Origin of the sequence: Streptomyces sp. NPDC059895, assembly GCF_042731035.1 — a bacterium.
Classification (GTDB): domain Bacteria; phylum Actinomycetota; class Actinomycetes; order Streptomycetales; family Streptomycetaceae; genus Streptomyces.
The window spans coordinates 1-13,971 of sequence record NZ_JBHWKO010000049.1; the positions used below are offsets into that span (position 1 = coordinate 1).

The following is a 13,971-nucleotide window of genomic DNA, read 5'->3' on the forward strand; positions in this document are numbered from 1 at the left end:
CGTTCCGTGCGGGCGCTCGGGCGTCCCTTCCGAGCGGGGGAAGAACTCGTACCACGCGCCGTACAGGGCCCGTTCCCGCTCCACCAGCAGCGGCACGGAGGGGCCGGCCGAGACGAACTCCCGGAAGGGGTGGCGGTCCAGGACCTCCCGCACCTTTGGGGCCAGCGCCGCGGCGTGGCGCTCGGCCACCGGCAGTGAGTCGTCGAGCAGTTTGCGCGCGGCCTCCCGCAGCACCGCACGGGCCGGCCCGCGGGGCACCCGGGCGGCGGCCCGCTCGTGGAGCCGGCCGCCCTCCTCCAGGACGAGACCCGTGTCGACGCCCGCCGGGATCTTGATCTGGGCGGTCCGGCGCCAGGTGGTGACCGGGTCGCCCCAGGCCTCCACCGTGTACGTCCAGTGGCCCACCTCGTGGAGCGTCACCTCCGTGCCCCAGCGGTCGGTGCCGGGGGCGAGTTCCCGCATCGGCGTCCACGGTCCACGGCGGCCGTCGGGGCCCTTGAGGACCACGTTCGCGCCGACGGCGTCATGGCCCTCGCGGAACACCGTCGCCGTGATCGGGAACGTCTCCCCGATCACGGACTTGGCCGGTCGCCTGCCGCACTCCACAAGCGGCTGGACGTCCCGCACCGGGATACGGCCGATCGCTCTGGTGGACCTCACGCTGCACCTCCGCTGTACCGAAAACGCGCCATTGAATAGGGCTTCCGTCGCCCGCTGTCGCCCGCTGTCCGCCCGTTGTGGCCTCGCCCGTTGTGGCCTCACCCGCCGACGCGCCGCCCGCCGTCGCGCCGTCGCGCCGCCCGCTGTGCGTCTCGTGCCTGCCGCCGACGCGCCGCCCGCCGTCCTGCCTGCCTGTCGCGCCCGCCCGCCACCGCGGTCCTGCCTGAGCCTGACTGCCCGCCGCCGTGCCGCCTGCCGCCGCCGTGCCGCCTGCCACCTGTCGCCGCCGCCGTGCCGCCTGCCGCCGTCGCGCGCTGCCCGCGGCCGGACCGTCTGCCGCCGTCGCGCGCTGCCCGCGGCCGTACCGTCTGCCGCCGCCGTACGGGCGAAACGCCCTGGTCGGTGCGACGACCTGCTAACGCTCCGCCGCGAGATGCGGCACGGCCCTGGTCGCCGACACCCGTGCGACGCCGTTCCTGCGCTTGCGCCCGCCTCGCCGGGGGAGGGCGTCCGAAGCGCCGCGCAGATACTGCTCGGCGGCGTCCGCGGCCTCCCGGGCGCAACGCTTGCCCATCAGCACGCAGAGGGTGTAACCGCAGTCCTCGAAAGTGGCGCGCACCGCGACGTCACCCGGACAGGCGAGCATCGCGCGCTCCCAGGCGCGGTAACTGCGCAGACGTCTGGCCACTTCGGTCTTGGCTGGTAGCAGCATGGCGCTGTTCACCTTCCGGGAGTTCGAGGGGTACATCGCCCCGCGGCGAGCGGGTCGGCCCTGTACGCAGAGGTGCGAAACCGTCAAACCTCCCGAGGCCTTCACTTATGGTGCACGGCTGACCACCCAACGTCCTGTTGGATCTTGGTAGTGGTGTGCTCGTGTTGCACGAATGGCGTAGCGGTCGCACTGTGGTTGTGACTCAGGAGCGAACAACGCTCACGCTTCGTGTTCGGGGCTCGGTCCGTCCGACCGATGAGGAGGCGAGAGCCTCGCCTGTGAGGAGCCAACGACGATGAAGACCGCAGTGCCCTGCTACTACCACCTCGACGTGGACGTGAGCCCGGAACGGGCCGGACAGGTCAGGCGCATCCTGGCCGCGCACCTCCGGCACTGGAGCCTGGAGAACCTCGTCGAGCCCGTCTGCCGCGGAGCCGAGATGCTCCTGCGGGCCATCGACGAGCACGCCACGGACAAGCACACCTCGATCGAGATGTGGTGGAACGGCCAGCACCTGATCACCGCCGTCGGGGGCCGCGACCGGGACCTGCGCCCCGACCAGGACCTGCGCGGCTGCCTGGAGCACATCGCCGAGACCAGCGACGGCTGGGGCTGCTGCGCCACCGGTGCCGGCAGCGTGGTCATCTGGTTCTCGCAACGGGCCCGCGCCGGCGAGCGCGTCCCCCTGGTGCCCACCGCGCCGGAGCCCAGCCTGCGGGAGGATCTCCAGGTGCCGCGCACCGTGCCCGTGGCGGCCCTCGCCGCCCCCGCGGACGAGGCGGACGGCGTCCTGGAGGGAGCTCGGTGACCTCGCGGACCCACCGCGGCCCAGGGGTGCCCGTGTGGAGCGGGCGCCCCTACCCGCTGGGCGCCGACCACGACGGCGAGGGCACCAACTTCGCCCTGTTCAGCGAGGTCGCCCAGCGTGTCGACCTGGTCCTGGTCGACGACGACGGCGGCACCCGGGGCGTGACGATGAGCGAGGTCGACGGGTTCGTCTGGCACGCCTACCTGCCCGGGGTGGGCCCGGGGCAGCGCTACGGCTACCGGGTGCACGGGCCCTGGGCGCCGGCCTCCGGGCACCGCTGCAACCCGGCCAAGCTGCTCCTCGACCCGTACGCCCGGGCCGTCGACGGCCAGGTCGACAACCACGCCTCCCTCTTCGAACGGGCGGGCGGGCGCCCTGACCCGAGGGACAGCGCCGGGCACACCCTGCTCGGCGTCGTCACCGACCCCTCCTTCGACTGGGGCGACGACCGCCCGCCGCAACGCGCGTACGCCGACACGGTCATCTACGAGGCCCATGCGCGCGGTCTGACCCGCACCCACCCCGACGTCCCGCCCGGGCTGCGCGGCACCTACGCCGGCCTGGCGCACCCCGCGGTGACCGGGCACCTCACCTCGCTCGGCGTGACGGCGATCGAGCTGATGCCGGTGCACCAGTACGTGCAGGACGGCGTCCTGAAGGACCGCGGCCTGTCCAACTACTGGGGGTACAACACCATCGGCTTCTTCGCCCCGCACAACGCCTACGCCGCCCACGGCACCCGGGGGCAGCAGGTCGCCGAGTTCAAGGCGATGGTGAAGGCGCTGCACGCGGCGGGCCTCGAAGTGATCCTCGACGTCGTCTACAACCACACCGCCGAGGGCAACGAGAGGGGCCCCACCCTCTCCTTCCGCGGCATCGACAACGCCTCCTACTACCGCCTGGTGGACGGGGACTGGGCGCACTACTACGACACCACCGGCACCGGCAACAGCCTGCTGATGCGGCACCCCCACGTCCTCCAGCTGATCATGGACTCGCTGCGGTACTGGGTGACCGAGATGCACGTCGACGGCTTCCGCTTCGACCTCGCGGCCACGCTGGCCCGGCAGTTCCACGAGGTGTCCCGGCTGTCGGCGTTCTTCGACCTGATCCAGCAGGATCCCGTGATCAGCCGTGTCAAGCTCATCGCCGAGCCGTGGGACGTCGGCGAGGGCGGCTACCAGGTCGGCAACTTCCCGCCCCTGTGGTCGGAGTGGAACGGCCGCTACCGCGACGCGGTACGGGACTTCTGGCGCGCCGAACCGGGCTCGCTCGCCGAGTTCGCCTCCCGCCTGACCGGCTCCGCCGACCTCTACGCCCACAGCCGGCGCCGTCCGCGCGCCAGCGTCAACTTCGTGACCGCGCACGACGGGTTCACGCTCCGCGACCTCGTCTCGTACAACGACAAGCACAACGAGGCCAACGGCGAGGACAACCGCGACGGCGAGAGCCACAACCGGTCCTGGAACTGCGGGGTGGAGGGCGAGAGCCACGACCCGGAGGTACGGGAGCTGCGCGCCCGCCAGCAGCGCAACCTCCTCGCCACCCTGCTGCTGTCGCAGGGCATCCCGATGCTCTGCCACGGCGACGAACTCGGGCGCACCCAGCGCGGCAACAACAACGCCTACTGCCAGGACAACGAGATCTCCTGGATCGACTGGCGGCTCACGGGGGAGCGGCGCGACCTCGTCGGCTTCACCCGGCGCATGGTGTCCCTGCGCGCCGCCCACCCCGTCCTGCGCCGGCGCCGGTTCTTCCGCGGCGCGACGGCGACGCACGCCGGGCAGCCACTGCCCGACCTGGTGTGGCTGCTGCCGGACGCGCGCGAGATGGCCGACGCCGACTGGCGGCGCTCCGACGCGCACTGCGTCGGCGTCTTCCTCAACGGCGACGCGATCGCCGAACCCGACCCGCAGGGCCGGCCCGTCGTCGACGACTCCTTCCTGCTGCTGCTCAACAGCTACTGGGAACCGGTCGTCTTCCGGCTGCCCGGCCCCCGGTACGGGGAGCGCTGGACAGTGTGCGTCGACACGGTGCAGCCCGACGGCGGCCCGGACGAGACCGAGCACAAGGCGGGCACCGAGGTCACCGTGGAGGCCCGCAGCCTGCTCGTGCTCTCCCGGCCGCCCAGGCGCGCCGAGTAGGCGGGACGGGCAGGCCGAGTAGGCGGGGCGGGCGGCCGGGGCGACGGAGAGCGCCGGGCGCGGCGCCCGCCCCGGCTGTCTGGAGGGTGCCCGCCCCGGCTGTCTGGAGGGTGCCCGCCCCGGCTGTCCGGAGGGTGCCCGCCCCGGCCGTCCGGACGCGGGGTCTCAGCGGTCCCGGTGCGAGGTCACCGTGAACTGGGCGCCGTCGGGGTCCCGCAGCACGGCCTCGTCGAAGGCCTTGCCCAGCACGCTTCCGCCGTGCCGCTCCGCGGCCCGCGCGCAGGCCGCCACGTCCGCGACGGCGAAGTGGACCTGCCAGTGCGGCCGGATCGTCGGGTCGGGTGCCGCCTCCAGCGCGCCCGACTCGATCCGGGCCACGACGTCGCCCCGGCTGCGCAGCACCACCTCGCCGCCCTCGTAGTGGACCTGGCAGCAGCCCGGCCGGTCCGAGGCCCAGTCGAGGATCTCGCCGTAGAACATGGCGGAGTCGAAGGCGTCGCGGGTGTGCAGCCGGATGAAGGTGGGGGCCGCCTGCCGCCAGACCTCCCACTTGCTGTTCAGCGCTCCCTCCCAGACACCGAAGGTCGCGCCGTCCCGGTCGGCGAGGAGCGCCGCCCGGCCGGGCGGCAGGGAGATCGGGCCGACGGCCGCCGTGCCGCCGCGCTCCCGGGCCCGGGAGGCGGCCACGTCCGCGCTCGGCACCGCGAAGTACGGGGTCCAGGCGACCGCCATCTGCCACATCGCCGCGACGGCGGCGACGCCCGCCACCGGGACGCCGCCGACCAGCGCCGTCCGGAAGTGGTCGCCGAGCCTGCCCCGGCGCCACTCCCAGCCGAGGACGGCGGAGTAGAAGTCCTGGGTGGCCTCCAGGTCGCGGCTGGTCAGGCTCACCCAGCAGGGCGCGCCGAACACGGAGTGCGTGGAGACGACCTCCTTCGCACCGGGGCCGGGTTTCGGGTCATCGTTCATGGCACTCGCGTTCCTGATCTGTGAGCGGCGGCCGGAGGGGTCCCTTTTCCAGTGTCCGGCCGCACCCGCTCACGGCGCCTGCCGGGAGAGCCGGTGGCACGATGGAGGGGTGTCACGAGTACCGCACGGAATACCCGACGAAACAGACCGGATCTTCGCGCTCCAGCGGGAGGTCGACCAGCTCAAGGAGGCCGTCGCCTCCCATGCCGTGGTCGACCAGGCGATCGGCGTGGTCGTGGCGCTGGGCCGGATGACGCCGGACGAGGGATGGACCGTCCTGCGCGAGGTCTCCCAGCACACCAACATCAAGCTCCGCACCGTCGCCGAGCTCATCCTCCTGTGGGGGCGCGGCGGGCACCTGCCCGAGGAGATCCGGGCGGAGCTGGAGGAACTGCTCGTCCGGCACGGCCCCGCCCGGGTGCCGGGCGGGGCCGCGCCGGACGGGCCGGTGGGCTGACGTCGGTGTCGGCTCGCCCCAGGGGTGGCCGTCAGTTCGCCTCCGGCACGATTTCCTCGCGCAGCCTGGCGAAGCAGCCGCTGAGCAGCCGCGAGACGTGCATCTGCGAGATACCGAGCTGCTCGGCGATGCAGCTCTGGGTCATCCCGCCGAAGAAGCGCAGGTACAGGATGGTCCGCTCGCGCTCCGGCAGCGCCCGCAGGCTCGGGGTGACCGCCACCCGGTCGACCACCGTGTCGAAGGCGGGGTCGGGGTCGCCGAGCGCGTCCTCCAGGGCGTAGCCGTCGGTGCCGGGCATCTGCGCCTCCAGGGACAGCGCGGTGAAGCACTCCAGCGCCTCCATCCCGGTGCGCACCTCGTCCTCGCTCAGGTGCGTGAACTCGGCGATCTCGGCGATCGTGGGCGGCCGTCCCGAGGTGGTCTGGGAGAGTTCCTTGACGGCATGCCGCACCCGGTTGCGCAGGTCCTGGACCCGGCGCGGCACGTGGAGGGTCCACATGTGGTCCCGGAAGTGCCGTTTGATCTCCCCGGTGATCGTCGGCACGGCGTAGGCCTCGAACGCGCGGCCGCGGTCGGGGTCGTAGTGGTCGACGGCCTTGACGAGTCCCAGGGCCGCCACCTGGTAGAGGTCCTCGAGGGCCTCGCCGCGGCCCCGGAAACGGACGGCGATCCGCTCGGCCATGGGCAGCCACAGGCGGACCAGCTCGTCCCGCAGCGCTCGCCGTTCGGGCCCCTCGGGCAGCTGGGCGAGCCGTACGAAGGACTCGGCCGTGTCCGGGGCGTCGTCGTGGGGGTGCTGCCTGGTTCTGACGGTGGTACGCATCACGCGCGCCTCCCACAGGAAGGTGCCGGTGGATGGACGGACACCGTGGGACACGGGCCTCGGACCCGGCGGTGAGGTCACCCGGGGCGGCCGGCGCGGCAGGGTCCCACGGACGTGCCTCCTGTCCGAAGCACATCCCTGCTCATGCCCGGATTAGGTATTTCTGAAACAGTTGTACGGTTATTGACTGGTTTTGTCTTGACCTGTTCTTGGTGCAGTTGTCTCTGACACAGAGGTAATCTCGGCCGGGTGGACGCGGAGACCGAAACCTTCCCCGAAGAGCTGGCCGACGCGCTCGTCGGCGTCCAGCGGCTGCTCAGACGCCGGCTGCGCGCCGGGCTGACCGTGCCCCGGCTGCGGGGCGCCGAGGTCGAGCTGCTGCGGCTCGTCGAGGCCCGCCCCGGCGTCGGTGTCTCGGACGCGGCCAAGGAGCTCGGCCTGGCGGGCAACTCCGTCTCGACGCTCGTCAACCAACTGGTCCGCGACGGCCACCTGGTGCGGGAGACCGACCCCGCCGACCGGCGGGCCGCGCGCCTGCTGCTCACTCCGTCGTCCGAGGCCCGGCTGCGGGACTGGAAGCGGCGCCGCGCCGCGCTCGTCGGCCGGCATCTCGCCCGTCTGGACGCGTCCGACCGGGCGGCCCTGCGCGCCGCGCTCCCCGCCCTGCGCACACTCGCCGTCCACCTGCACGAGGAGGCCGAGGAATCATGACGACCACCACCCCCGACGCCGTCGCCTGCACCCGGCTCGCCTACGCCTTCGGTGACACCAAGGCCGTCGACGGGCTCGACCTGACCGTCCGGGAGGGCGAGGTCTTCGGCCTGCTCGGCCCGAACGGCGCCGGCAAGACCACGGCGATCCGCTGCGTCACCACCCTGCTGCCGGTGCCCTCCGGCATGGTCCACGTCTTCGGCCACGACGCGGCCAAGGAGCGCATGGCCGTACGACGGCTGCTCGGCTACGTGCCGCAGCAACTGTCCGCCGACGCGAGCCTCACCGGCCGGGAGAACGTCTCCCTGTTCGCCCGGGTCTTCGACGTGCCGCGCCGCGAACGCGCCGAACGGGTCGCCCAGGCCCTGGCCGCCGTCGACCTCACGGACGCCGCCGACCGGCTCGCCGGCACCTACTCCGGTGGCATGATCCGGCGGCTCGAACTGGCCCAGGCACTGGTCAGCGCGCCGAGGCTGCTGATCCTCGACGAGCCGACCATCGGCCTCGACCCGATCGCCCGGACCAGCGTCTGGGAGCACATCACCGCCGTCCGCGAGGCCACCGGCATGACCGTCCTGGTCACCACCCACTACATGGACGAGGCCGACCACTACTGCGACCGGGTCGGCCTGATGCACCACGGCCGCATCCGCGCCCTCGGCACCCCGGCCGAACTGCGCCGCGGACTCGGCGAACGCCGGGGCGCCCAGGCCACGGACCCGCTGCCGACCCTGGAGGACGTCTTCCGTGACGTCGCCGGCAGCGGCCTCGACGACCAGTCAGGAGACTTCCGCGATGTCCGAAGCACCCGCCGCACCGCCCAGCGTGTCGGCTGACCGCGCCCGGGCCCAGGGCATCGGCCTGCTGGTGCGCCCGCCCGAACCCCGGGCGGGCTGGCGGCTGGTGCCGGCCCGCGTCGCCGCGATGTGCGCGGTCGAACTCCAGAAGCTGCGCCACGACCGCACCGAGCTGTACACCCGGGCGGTCCAGCCCGCCCTCTGGCTGCTGATCTTCGGTCAGACCTTCACCCGCATCAAGGCGATCCCCACCGGCGGCATCCCCTACATCGACTACCTGGCGCCCGGCATCATCGCCCAGTCCGCGATGTTCATCGCCATCTTCTACGGCATCCACATCATCTGGGAACGCGACGCGGGCATCCTCAACAAGCTGCTCGTGACGCCGACTCCGCGCTCCGCCCTCATCACCGGCAAGGCGTTCGCGGCCGGGGTGAAGTCGGTGATCCAGGCGGTCGTCGTGATCGTCATCGCCGCCCTGCTGGGCGTCGCGCTGACCTGGAACCCGCTCAGGCTGCTCGGCGTCGCCGCGATCGTCGTCCTCGGATCGGCCTTCTTCGCCTGTCTGTCGATGACCATCGCGGGCATCGTCCTCAGCCGCGACCGCCTGATGGGCTTCGGCCAGGCGATCACCATGCCCCTGTTCTTCGGCTCCAACGCCCTCTACCCCCTCGACGTCATGCCGGGCTGGCTCCAGGCGGTCAGCCGGGTCAACCCCCTCAGCTACGAGGTGGACGCCCTGCGCGGCCTCCTCCTCGGCACGCCGGCGCACCTCGCGCTCGACTTCGGGGTGCTGATCGTGGCGGCCGCCCTCGGCATCACCGCGGCCTCCTCCCTGCTGGGCCGGCTGGCCCGCTGATCTCGCCGGGAGGTGACGGGTGTGACGTGATGTGCGGCACGCCCGCGGGCCGCCCGCGCGCGGCCCTCGGACGGATCGTGCCTGCGCACGGCTTGATCGGCGATCAAAAGGGGTGAACCGCCTGGCCACCGCGCATTCCCGCTCATTTGACAGTGCACAGAGCACACGGATAGGAAGCAGCCCGTAGCAAGTCGAGAGGTGGACCGTGTACGAGCCGAACGTGGTCGGGGACTGGCAGGAGTACGACGAGCACGCCGGTCTGCGGGTCCGCGTCCACCGTCTGGAGCGGGCCGAGCCGCCGCGCGGGCGCGACGACGCGGCCGAGGGACTGACGTACTTCTGTCTGCGGGTGACCGTCGAGAACCGCGGCGAGCGCGGCTTCGGCGTGCACCTCGAGGACGGGCAGCTCGACGTGCGGATCGGCCCCGACGGGGAGAGCGCCTTCGTCGACTGGCGCAACTCGCAGTTCATCGAGGGCTTCGACGTCTACCCGCTGCGCCGCGCCACCGCCGTCCTGTACGCCGCCGGACCGGAGGCCGCGCTCGGCCAGGTGGACATCCAGGTCCAACTGCGCGTCGACGAGGAGTGGGCCGGGCGCCGGATGTGGGCGGGCGGCCTCGGACTGCACGAGGGGACGGCCGGCGCACCGGCCGGCGCGGGCCGGGAGAGCCTGGCCCGCCAGGTGAGCAACTTCCTGCGGGACCAGGCCGAGGAGGGCACCGCCTGACGGCCCGCCCGCCGCGGTGTCCGCGCCGAGGCGGCGCCCGCCTCGGTGGCGCCCGCTCCAGCGGGGGGACGCCTCAGTGGGGGATGCCTCAGTGGGGGATGCCGTCGATGATCTCGCGGGCGCCCTGACGCAGCAGCGCGACGGCCACCGACGTGCCGAGCGTGGCCGGGTCGAGCCGGCCCGCCCACTCGTGGGCGTTCAGCCGGGTCTTGCCGTCCGGGGTGAACACACAGGCGCGCAGGGACAGTTCGCCGCTGCGGTCCACGCGCGCGTACCCGGCGATCGGGCTGTTGCAGTGCCCCTGGAGCACGTGCAGGAACATGCGCTCGGCGGCGGTCTCCCGGTGGGTGGCGGGATCCCCCAGCCCGCTGACGGCGTCGACGAGGGCGGTGTCGCCCTCCCGGCACTGCAGGGCGAGGGCGCCCGCCCCGATCGGCGGCATCATCGTCTCCGGCGAGAGCACCTCGCTGATCACGTCCGTCCGGCCGATGCGCTCCAGCCCGGAGACCGCGAGCAGCAGCGCGTCCGCCTCGCCCGCCGCCAGCTTCGCCAGCCGCCGGTTGGCGTTGCCGCGGAACGGCACGCACTCCAGGTGCGGATGGGTGGCGGCCAGTTGGGCGACCCGGCGCACCGAGGAGGTGCCGACGCGGGTCCCCGGCGGCAGCTCGTCGAGGGTGAGCCCGCCGGGGTGCACCAGGGCGTCGCGGATGTCGTCCCGCTTCAGGAAGGCGGCGAACACCGTCCCCGCGGGCAGCGGCCGGTCCGCCGGGACGTCCTTGACGCAGTGCACCGCGAGATCCGCCTCGCCGGCCAGCAGCGCCGCGTCCACCTCCTTGGTGAACGCCCCCTTGCCCTCGACCTCGGACAGGTCCCCCATCCACTTGTCACCGGTGGTCTTCACGGGGACGACCTCGGTGCGCACACCGGGGTGCAGTACGGCCAACTCGGCGCGGACGCGCTCCACCTGGGCCAGGGCCATGGGCGAGTCGCGGGAGACGATGCGGATGAGTTCCGGGACGGACATGCGGGACACCATAGACCCTCCAGGGGACGTCTCCGTGCCGGACCGCCCCGCTCCGGGCGCCGGGAACCGGTCCCGTGCCCGGGGACCGGTCCTGTGCCTGGGGACCGGTTCCCGGCGCCGGCTCAGGCGTAGGGGTCGAAGGCTAGGCCGGACGGCTCCGCCGACGCCAGGTGGGCGGCGAAATTGGCGTCCTTCAGGCCGAAGTTGGCGCTGCCGAAGTCGTAGGCGCTCAAGGTGTCGCGCAGGCCCGCCGGGTAGCCGTTCCAGCCGACCAGCGGCGGGTACTGCCAGGTGCCCTCGTGGTTCTCCGGCGGCTCGTCGCCGGAGTCGGCCAGCCGGAAGCAGTGGGTGCTGACACCGTCCTTGTGGTACACGACCTTGGCGTGCGTGCCGTCGAAACGGACCCCGGAGGCCGCGGTGACGGTGAACGAGCCGTGGTTGGACGTCGAGACGTACTGCACCTGGTTGTTCTGCACCCAGACCACGACGTGCTCCCAGTCGTGGCGGTGCCCGCCGATGCTGCTGCCCGCCACGGCCTGGTCCTTCTCGAAGTACAGGCCGTAGAGGTAGGCGCACCAGCCGTTGTTGCACTTGTAGCGCGAGTAGCTGTTGGTGTTGTCCAGGTCGGAGGCGTCGCGGCAGCTGCCGTTGAGGGCGCCGGTCGGGTTCAGGCCGCCGTTGACGGTGCCGTCGGGGCCGATCGCGGGGGTGGAGTAACAGCCGTCGGTGTCGTAGTCGAACGCCGGCTGGTAGGTCAGCTCGGCGGCCTCGGCGTTGGCCGGCAGCGCCGTCGGAGGGGCCGCGAAGGCGGCGGTGGGGAAGGCGACGACGAGCGCGGCCGCACCGGCGAGTCCGGTGAGCCATCTCCTGCGGTGGGCCTTGCTGCGGGGTGACGACACTGCGTCCTCCTCGGGGTCCGGGCGCAGCCGAACGGCTGTGGGGGAAAGGGAAGTTCAGCTTCCCTGACCCTCATGTCCACGCCAAGAGGGTGTGGGCGTATCCGCGGTGAAGCGCAGCCCAACACTTGATCGCCGAGACCGCGTCAGGACTCCGGGGCGTCCGGGAGGTCGGCCGCGGACTCCTCGGGGGTGAGGTCGGTGCGCAGCCGCAGCCAGGACGGCTGGCGCAGCAGTCCGGCCCGGGTGCGGGTGCTGAAGCGGACCTCGCCCACCAGCCGGGGCAGCACCCAGTGGGCACCCGGCGCGCGCGGCACCGGCGTGAACGGGCACACGTCGGTCGCCAGCGTCCGCAACAGGGCCGCGAGGCCGGTGCGTTCGGCCTCGCTCCAGCCGGTGCCCACGCTGCCGACGTACCGCAGGTCGCGGCCCGCCCGCTGTCCGGCCAGGAGGGCGCCGGGCAGCCCGGTGAGCCGGCCCTTCCCGGGCAGCCAGCCGCCCACCAGGACGTCCGCGGTGCGCATGTTGCGGATCTTGATCCAGGCCCGGGAGCGCACACCGGGCTCGTACACGGAGTCCAGCCGCTTGCAGACCAGCCCCTCCAGACCGTGCGCGCGGGTGGCGTCGAGGGCCTGCCGTCCGTGCCCGACGAGCGCGCCGGGCGTCGACCAGAACGGCCCGTCCAGGCCCAGCTCCTCCAACCGGGCGCGCCGCCGCAGGTAGGGCAGGCGCACGAGCGAGCGGCCGTCCAGGTGCATCACGTCGAACAGGACCAGGTGGACGGGTGCCGTCGCCGCGAGCCGCGCGGCCCTGCCCGGCGACCCGGCCAGCCCCATCCGGGACTGGAGCGACTGGAAGTCGGCCCGGCCCCGCTGGTCCAGCGCCAGCACCTCCCCGTCCAGGACGGCGGCCGTGCGGCCCAGCGCGGCACCGAGCGGGCGCAGTTCGGGGTAGGCGGCGGTGATGTCCTGCCCCGACCGGGCGCGCAGCACCAGGCTCCCGTCGCCGGCCAGGTAGACCACGGCCCGCTGTCCGTCCTGCTTGGTCTCGTAGGCCCAGCGGGTGTCCTGTGCCGCGGGCGGGAGCGAGCCGGGGGTGGCGAGCATGGGGGCGATCAGCGGCAGGGTCACGGGTGAGGTGTCGACGCGTCCGCCGCGCGCCACGCGCGCCCCTCGGGCCTTTCGCCCGAACGGAGGGGGCCGTCCCCGGCGAGGGCCGCACCAGGGCGGCCCGGGACGAGACCGCCCGGGCCGCCGTGGTGCGGACCCGCCCCCCGCCGTGCGGCGGGGGGCGGAGTGCCCCGGCGTCCGATCCGCCGGGGCTCCTTCTCAGTGCAGGTCGATGACCGTCACCGTGTCGGCGCCGTTCTCACCGGCACCCGACTTGTCGACCACGTAGGCGACGCCGTCGGCGACCTCCACGTGGTTGGGGTTCGCGCCGGTGGCGACCGTCGCCTCGACGACGCCCTTGCCCGGGTCGACGACCGTGGCGGTGGCGGCGGTGCGGTTGACCACGACGACGTCACCCGAGCGGTCGTCGGTGTCGAGCGACAGCGCGCCCGCGCCGGTGGCGATGGTCTTGGTGACCGTGCCCGTGCGCAGGTCGACGACCGAGAGGGTGCCCGCGGTCTGGTCCGCCGTGTAGGCCGTGCGGCCGTTCTTCGACAGCGCGACGGAGATCGGGCCGTCACCGGCCGGGATCAGGCGCGGGGTGTCCGAGTCGCGGGTGACCTCGATGATCCGGTCGTTGTTGAGGTCCGTGGCGTAGACCGTGCCGGTCTTCTCGTCGACGGCGAGACCGGCCGGGCCCGAACCCTCGACCGTGACGCGCTTCTTCTCCGTCAGGGTCTTGGAGTCGAACGCGACGAGTGCGGCGCCGGTGAAGGCGCTGGCCCACACGGTGTTGTGCTCCTCGTCCACCACGATCTCGCGGGCGTGGGCGACGTTCGGCAGGGTGGCGAGGTGCTCGCCGGTCTTCTGGCTGTAGACGGCGACCGTGTTCACGCGGGTGTTGGTCACCCACACGGTGTTGTGCTCGTCGTCCACGGCCACGCCGTACACGCCCTCGAGGGTGCCGGTGGTGGCGTCGGCGACCGGCGGGGTGATCGTCTGCTCGACCGCCAGGGTCTTCGGGTCGACCTTCAGCAGGGCGGTCGGGTTGGCCGCCCGGCCCACGGAGGTGGTCACCCAGAGCGCGTCGTTGCGCTCGGAGTAGGCGGACTGGTACTGGCCGGCCGCGAGCGACACGGTGGTCGCCGTCGGGGCGGCGGCCGACTGCGCCGACGCGGTGCCGGCCAGCGCCACGGAGGAGCCGGCGGTGAGGACGACGGCGATGGCCGCCGAGGTCAGGGCACGACGACGGTCGATGCTGGTCATGATGGATGT

At 73.1% G+C, this 13,971-nt stretch carries 15 protein-coding genes; 7 read left to right on the plus strand and 8 right to left on the minus strand.

The annotated features are described in order from the left end of the window. Together ACFV9M_RS35125 and ACFV9M_RS35130 are read right to left on the minus strand one after the other, a co-directional pair. On the minus strand, window positions 1-660 hold a 660-nt coding region (locus ACFV9M_RS35125; RefSeq protein ID WP_385076561.1), incomplete at its 3' end, for a maltotransferase domain-containing protein. 415 nt (window positions 661-1,075) lie between these two features. Further along, entirely contained in the window at window positions 1,076-1,372 is a 297-nt protein-coding gene (locus ACFV9M_RS35130) for a DUF5133 domain-containing protein (protein ID WP_385076558.1), read from the minus strand. Between the two features lie 295 nt (window positions 1,373-1,667). On the opposite strand from ACFV9M_RS35130, the gene ACFV9M_RS35135 reads away from it, so the two are divergent. Both ACFV9M_RS35135 and glgX read left to right on the plus strand, forming a co-directional pair. Beyond that, complete coding sequence (locus tag ACFV9M_RS35135; RefSeq protein WP_385076556.1) at window positions 1,668-2,180, plus strand: pep a2; 513 nt, start codon at window positions 1,668-1,670, stop codon at window positions 2,178-2,180. Then, window positions 2,177-4,324, plus strand: coding sequence for a glycogen debranching protein GlgX (gene glgX / locus ACFV9M_RS35140; RefSeq protein ID WP_385076553.1), 2,148 nt, complete (start codon window positions 2,177-2,179; stop codon window positions 4,322-4,324). The genes ACFV9M_RS35135 and glgX overlap by 4 nt, the downstream gene beginning before the upstream one ends. Before the next feature lie 165 nt (window positions 4,325-4,489). Here the strand turns inward: glgX and ACFV9M_RS35145 are convergent, their stop codons facing one another. Further along, complete coding sequence (locus ACFV9M_RS35145; RefSeq protein WP_385076550.1) at window positions 4,490-5,293, minus strand: VOC family protein; 804 nt, start codon at window positions 5,291-5,293, stop codon at window positions 4,490-4,492. Between the two features lie 109 nt (window positions 5,294-5,402). Here ACFV9M_RS35145 and ACFV9M_RS35150 point away from each other — a divergent pair, with 109 nt between their 5' ends. Then, window positions 5,403-5,750: an ANTAR domain-containing protein gene (locus ACFV9M_RS35150; RefSeq protein WP_385076548.1), complete on the plus strand. Its 348-nt coding sequence runs from the start codon at window positions 5,403-5,405 to the stop codon at window positions 5,748-5,750. Window positions 5,751-5,781: 31 nt separating this feature from the next. On the opposite strand, the gene ACFV9M_RS35155 is transcribed toward ACFV9M_RS35150, so the two are convergent. After that, window positions 5,782-6,573, minus strand: coding sequence for an RNA polymerase sigma factor SigF (locus ACFV9M_RS35155; RefSeq protein WP_385076545.1), 792 nt, complete (start codon window positions 6,571-6,573; stop codon window positions 5,782-5,784). 249 nt (window positions 6,574-6,822) lie between these two features. On the opposite strand from ACFV9M_RS35155, the gene ACFV9M_RS35160 reads away from it, so the two are divergent. The 4 genes from ACFV9M_RS35160 to ACFV9M_RS35175 all read left to right on the plus strand — a co-directional run bounded on the left by ACFV9M_RS35160 (window position 6,823) and on the right by ACFV9M_RS35175 (window position 9,667). Next, window positions 6,823-7,284: a MarR family winged helix-turn-helix transcriptional regulator gene (locus ACFV9M_RS35160; protein ID WP_385076542.1), complete on the plus strand. Its 462-nt coding sequence runs from the start codon at window positions 6,823-6,825 to the stop codon at window positions 7,282-7,284. Beyond that, entirely contained in the window at window positions 7,281-8,120 is an 840-nt protein-coding gene (locus tag ACFV9M_RS35165; RefSeq protein ID WP_385076539.1) for an ATP-binding cassette domain-containing protein, read from the plus strand. The genes ACFV9M_RS35160 and ACFV9M_RS35165 overlap by 4 nt, the downstream gene beginning before the upstream one ends. After that, on the plus strand, window positions 8,080-8,940 hold the full coding sequence (locus tag ACFV9M_RS35170; protein WP_385076536.1) for an ABC transporter permease: 861 nt from the start codon (window positions 8,080-8,082) through the stop codon (window positions 8,938-8,940). Before ACFV9M_RS35165 ends, ACFV9M_RS35170 begins: the two co-directional genes overlap by 41 nt. A gap of 205 nt (window positions 8,941-9,145) precedes the next feature. Then, the gene (locus ACFV9M_RS35175; protein WP_385076534.1) at window positions 9,146-9,667 is read left to right on the plus strand and encodes a hypothetical protein; all 522 of its coding nucleotides are present in this window, start codon (window positions 9,146-9,148) and stop codon (window positions 9,665-9,667) included. A gap of 88 nt (window positions 9,668-9,755) precedes the next feature. On the opposite strand, the gene hemC is transcribed toward ACFV9M_RS35175, so the two are convergent. From hemC to ACFV9M_RS35195, 4 genes are all read right to left on the minus strand, one after another. Beyond that, on the minus strand, window positions 9,756-10,691 hold the full coding sequence (gene hemC / locus ACFV9M_RS35180; protein ID WP_385076532.1) for a hydroxymethylbilane synthase: 936 nt from the start codon (window positions 10,689-10,691) through the stop codon (window positions 9,756-9,758). 122 nt (window positions 10,692-10,813) lie between these two features. Next, complete coding sequence (locus ACFV9M_RS35185; RefSeq protein WP_385076529.1) at window positions 10,814-11,590, minus strand: NPP1 family protein; 777 nt, start codon at window positions 11,588-11,590, stop codon at window positions 10,814-10,816. A gap of 143 nt (window positions 11,591-11,733) precedes the next feature. Beyond that, window positions 11,734-12,693: a non-homologous end-joining DNA ligase gene (gene ligD, locus ACFV9M_RS35190; protein WP_385076564.1), complete on the minus strand. Its 960-nt coding sequence runs from the start codon at window positions 12,691-12,693 to the stop codon at window positions 11,734-11,736. A gap of 222 nt (window positions 12,694-12,915) precedes the next feature. Beyond that, a complete protein-coding gene (locus ACFV9M_RS35195; RefSeq protein ID WP_385076527.1) occupies window positions 12,916-13,962 on the minus strand; it encodes a YncE family protein in 1,047 nt (348 codons plus the stop codon). Window positions 13,963-13,971 lie beyond the last annotated feature (9 nt).

Excerpts from the sequence above, each read along its gene's own strand:
- ACFV9M_RS35135 (WP_385076556.1), top strand. The coding sequence starts at position 1,668 with ATGAAGACCGCAGTGCCCTGCTACTACCACCTCGACGTGGACGTGAGC.
- ACFV9M_RS35155 (WP_385076545.1), bottom strand. The coding sequence starts at position 6,573 with ATGCGTACCACCGTCAGAACCAGGCAGCACCCCCACGACGACGCCCCG.
- ACFV9M_RS35130 (WP_385076558.1), bottom strand. The coding sequence starts at position 1,372 with ATGCTGCTACCAGCCAAGACCGAAGTGGCCAGACGTCTGCGCAGTTAC.
- ACFV9M_RS35195 (WP_385076527.1), bottom strand. The coding sequence starts at position 13,962 with ATGACCAGCATCGACCGTCGTCGTGCCCTGACCTCGGCGGCCATCGCC.
- ACFV9M_RS35145 (WP_385076550.1), bottom strand. The coding sequence starts at position 5,293 with ATGAACGATGACCCGAAACCCGGCCCCGGTGCGAAGGAGGTCGTCTCC.
- ligD (WP_385076564.1), bottom strand. The coding sequence starts at position 12,693 with ATGCTCGCCACCCCCGGCTCGCTCCCGCCCGCGGCACAGGACACCCGC.
- ACFV9M_RS35165 (WP_385076539.1), top strand. The coding sequence starts at position 7,281 with ATGACGACCACCACCCCCGACGCCGTCGCCTGCACCCGGCTCGCCTAC.
- ACFV9M_RS35170 (WP_385076536.1), top strand. The coding sequence starts at position 8,080 with ATGTCCGAAGCACCCGCCGCACCGCCCAGCGTGTCGGCTGACCGCGCC.
- hemC (WP_385076532.1), bottom strand. The coding sequence starts at position 10,691 with ATGTCCGTCCCGGAACTCATCCGCATCGTCTCCCGCGACTCGCCCATG.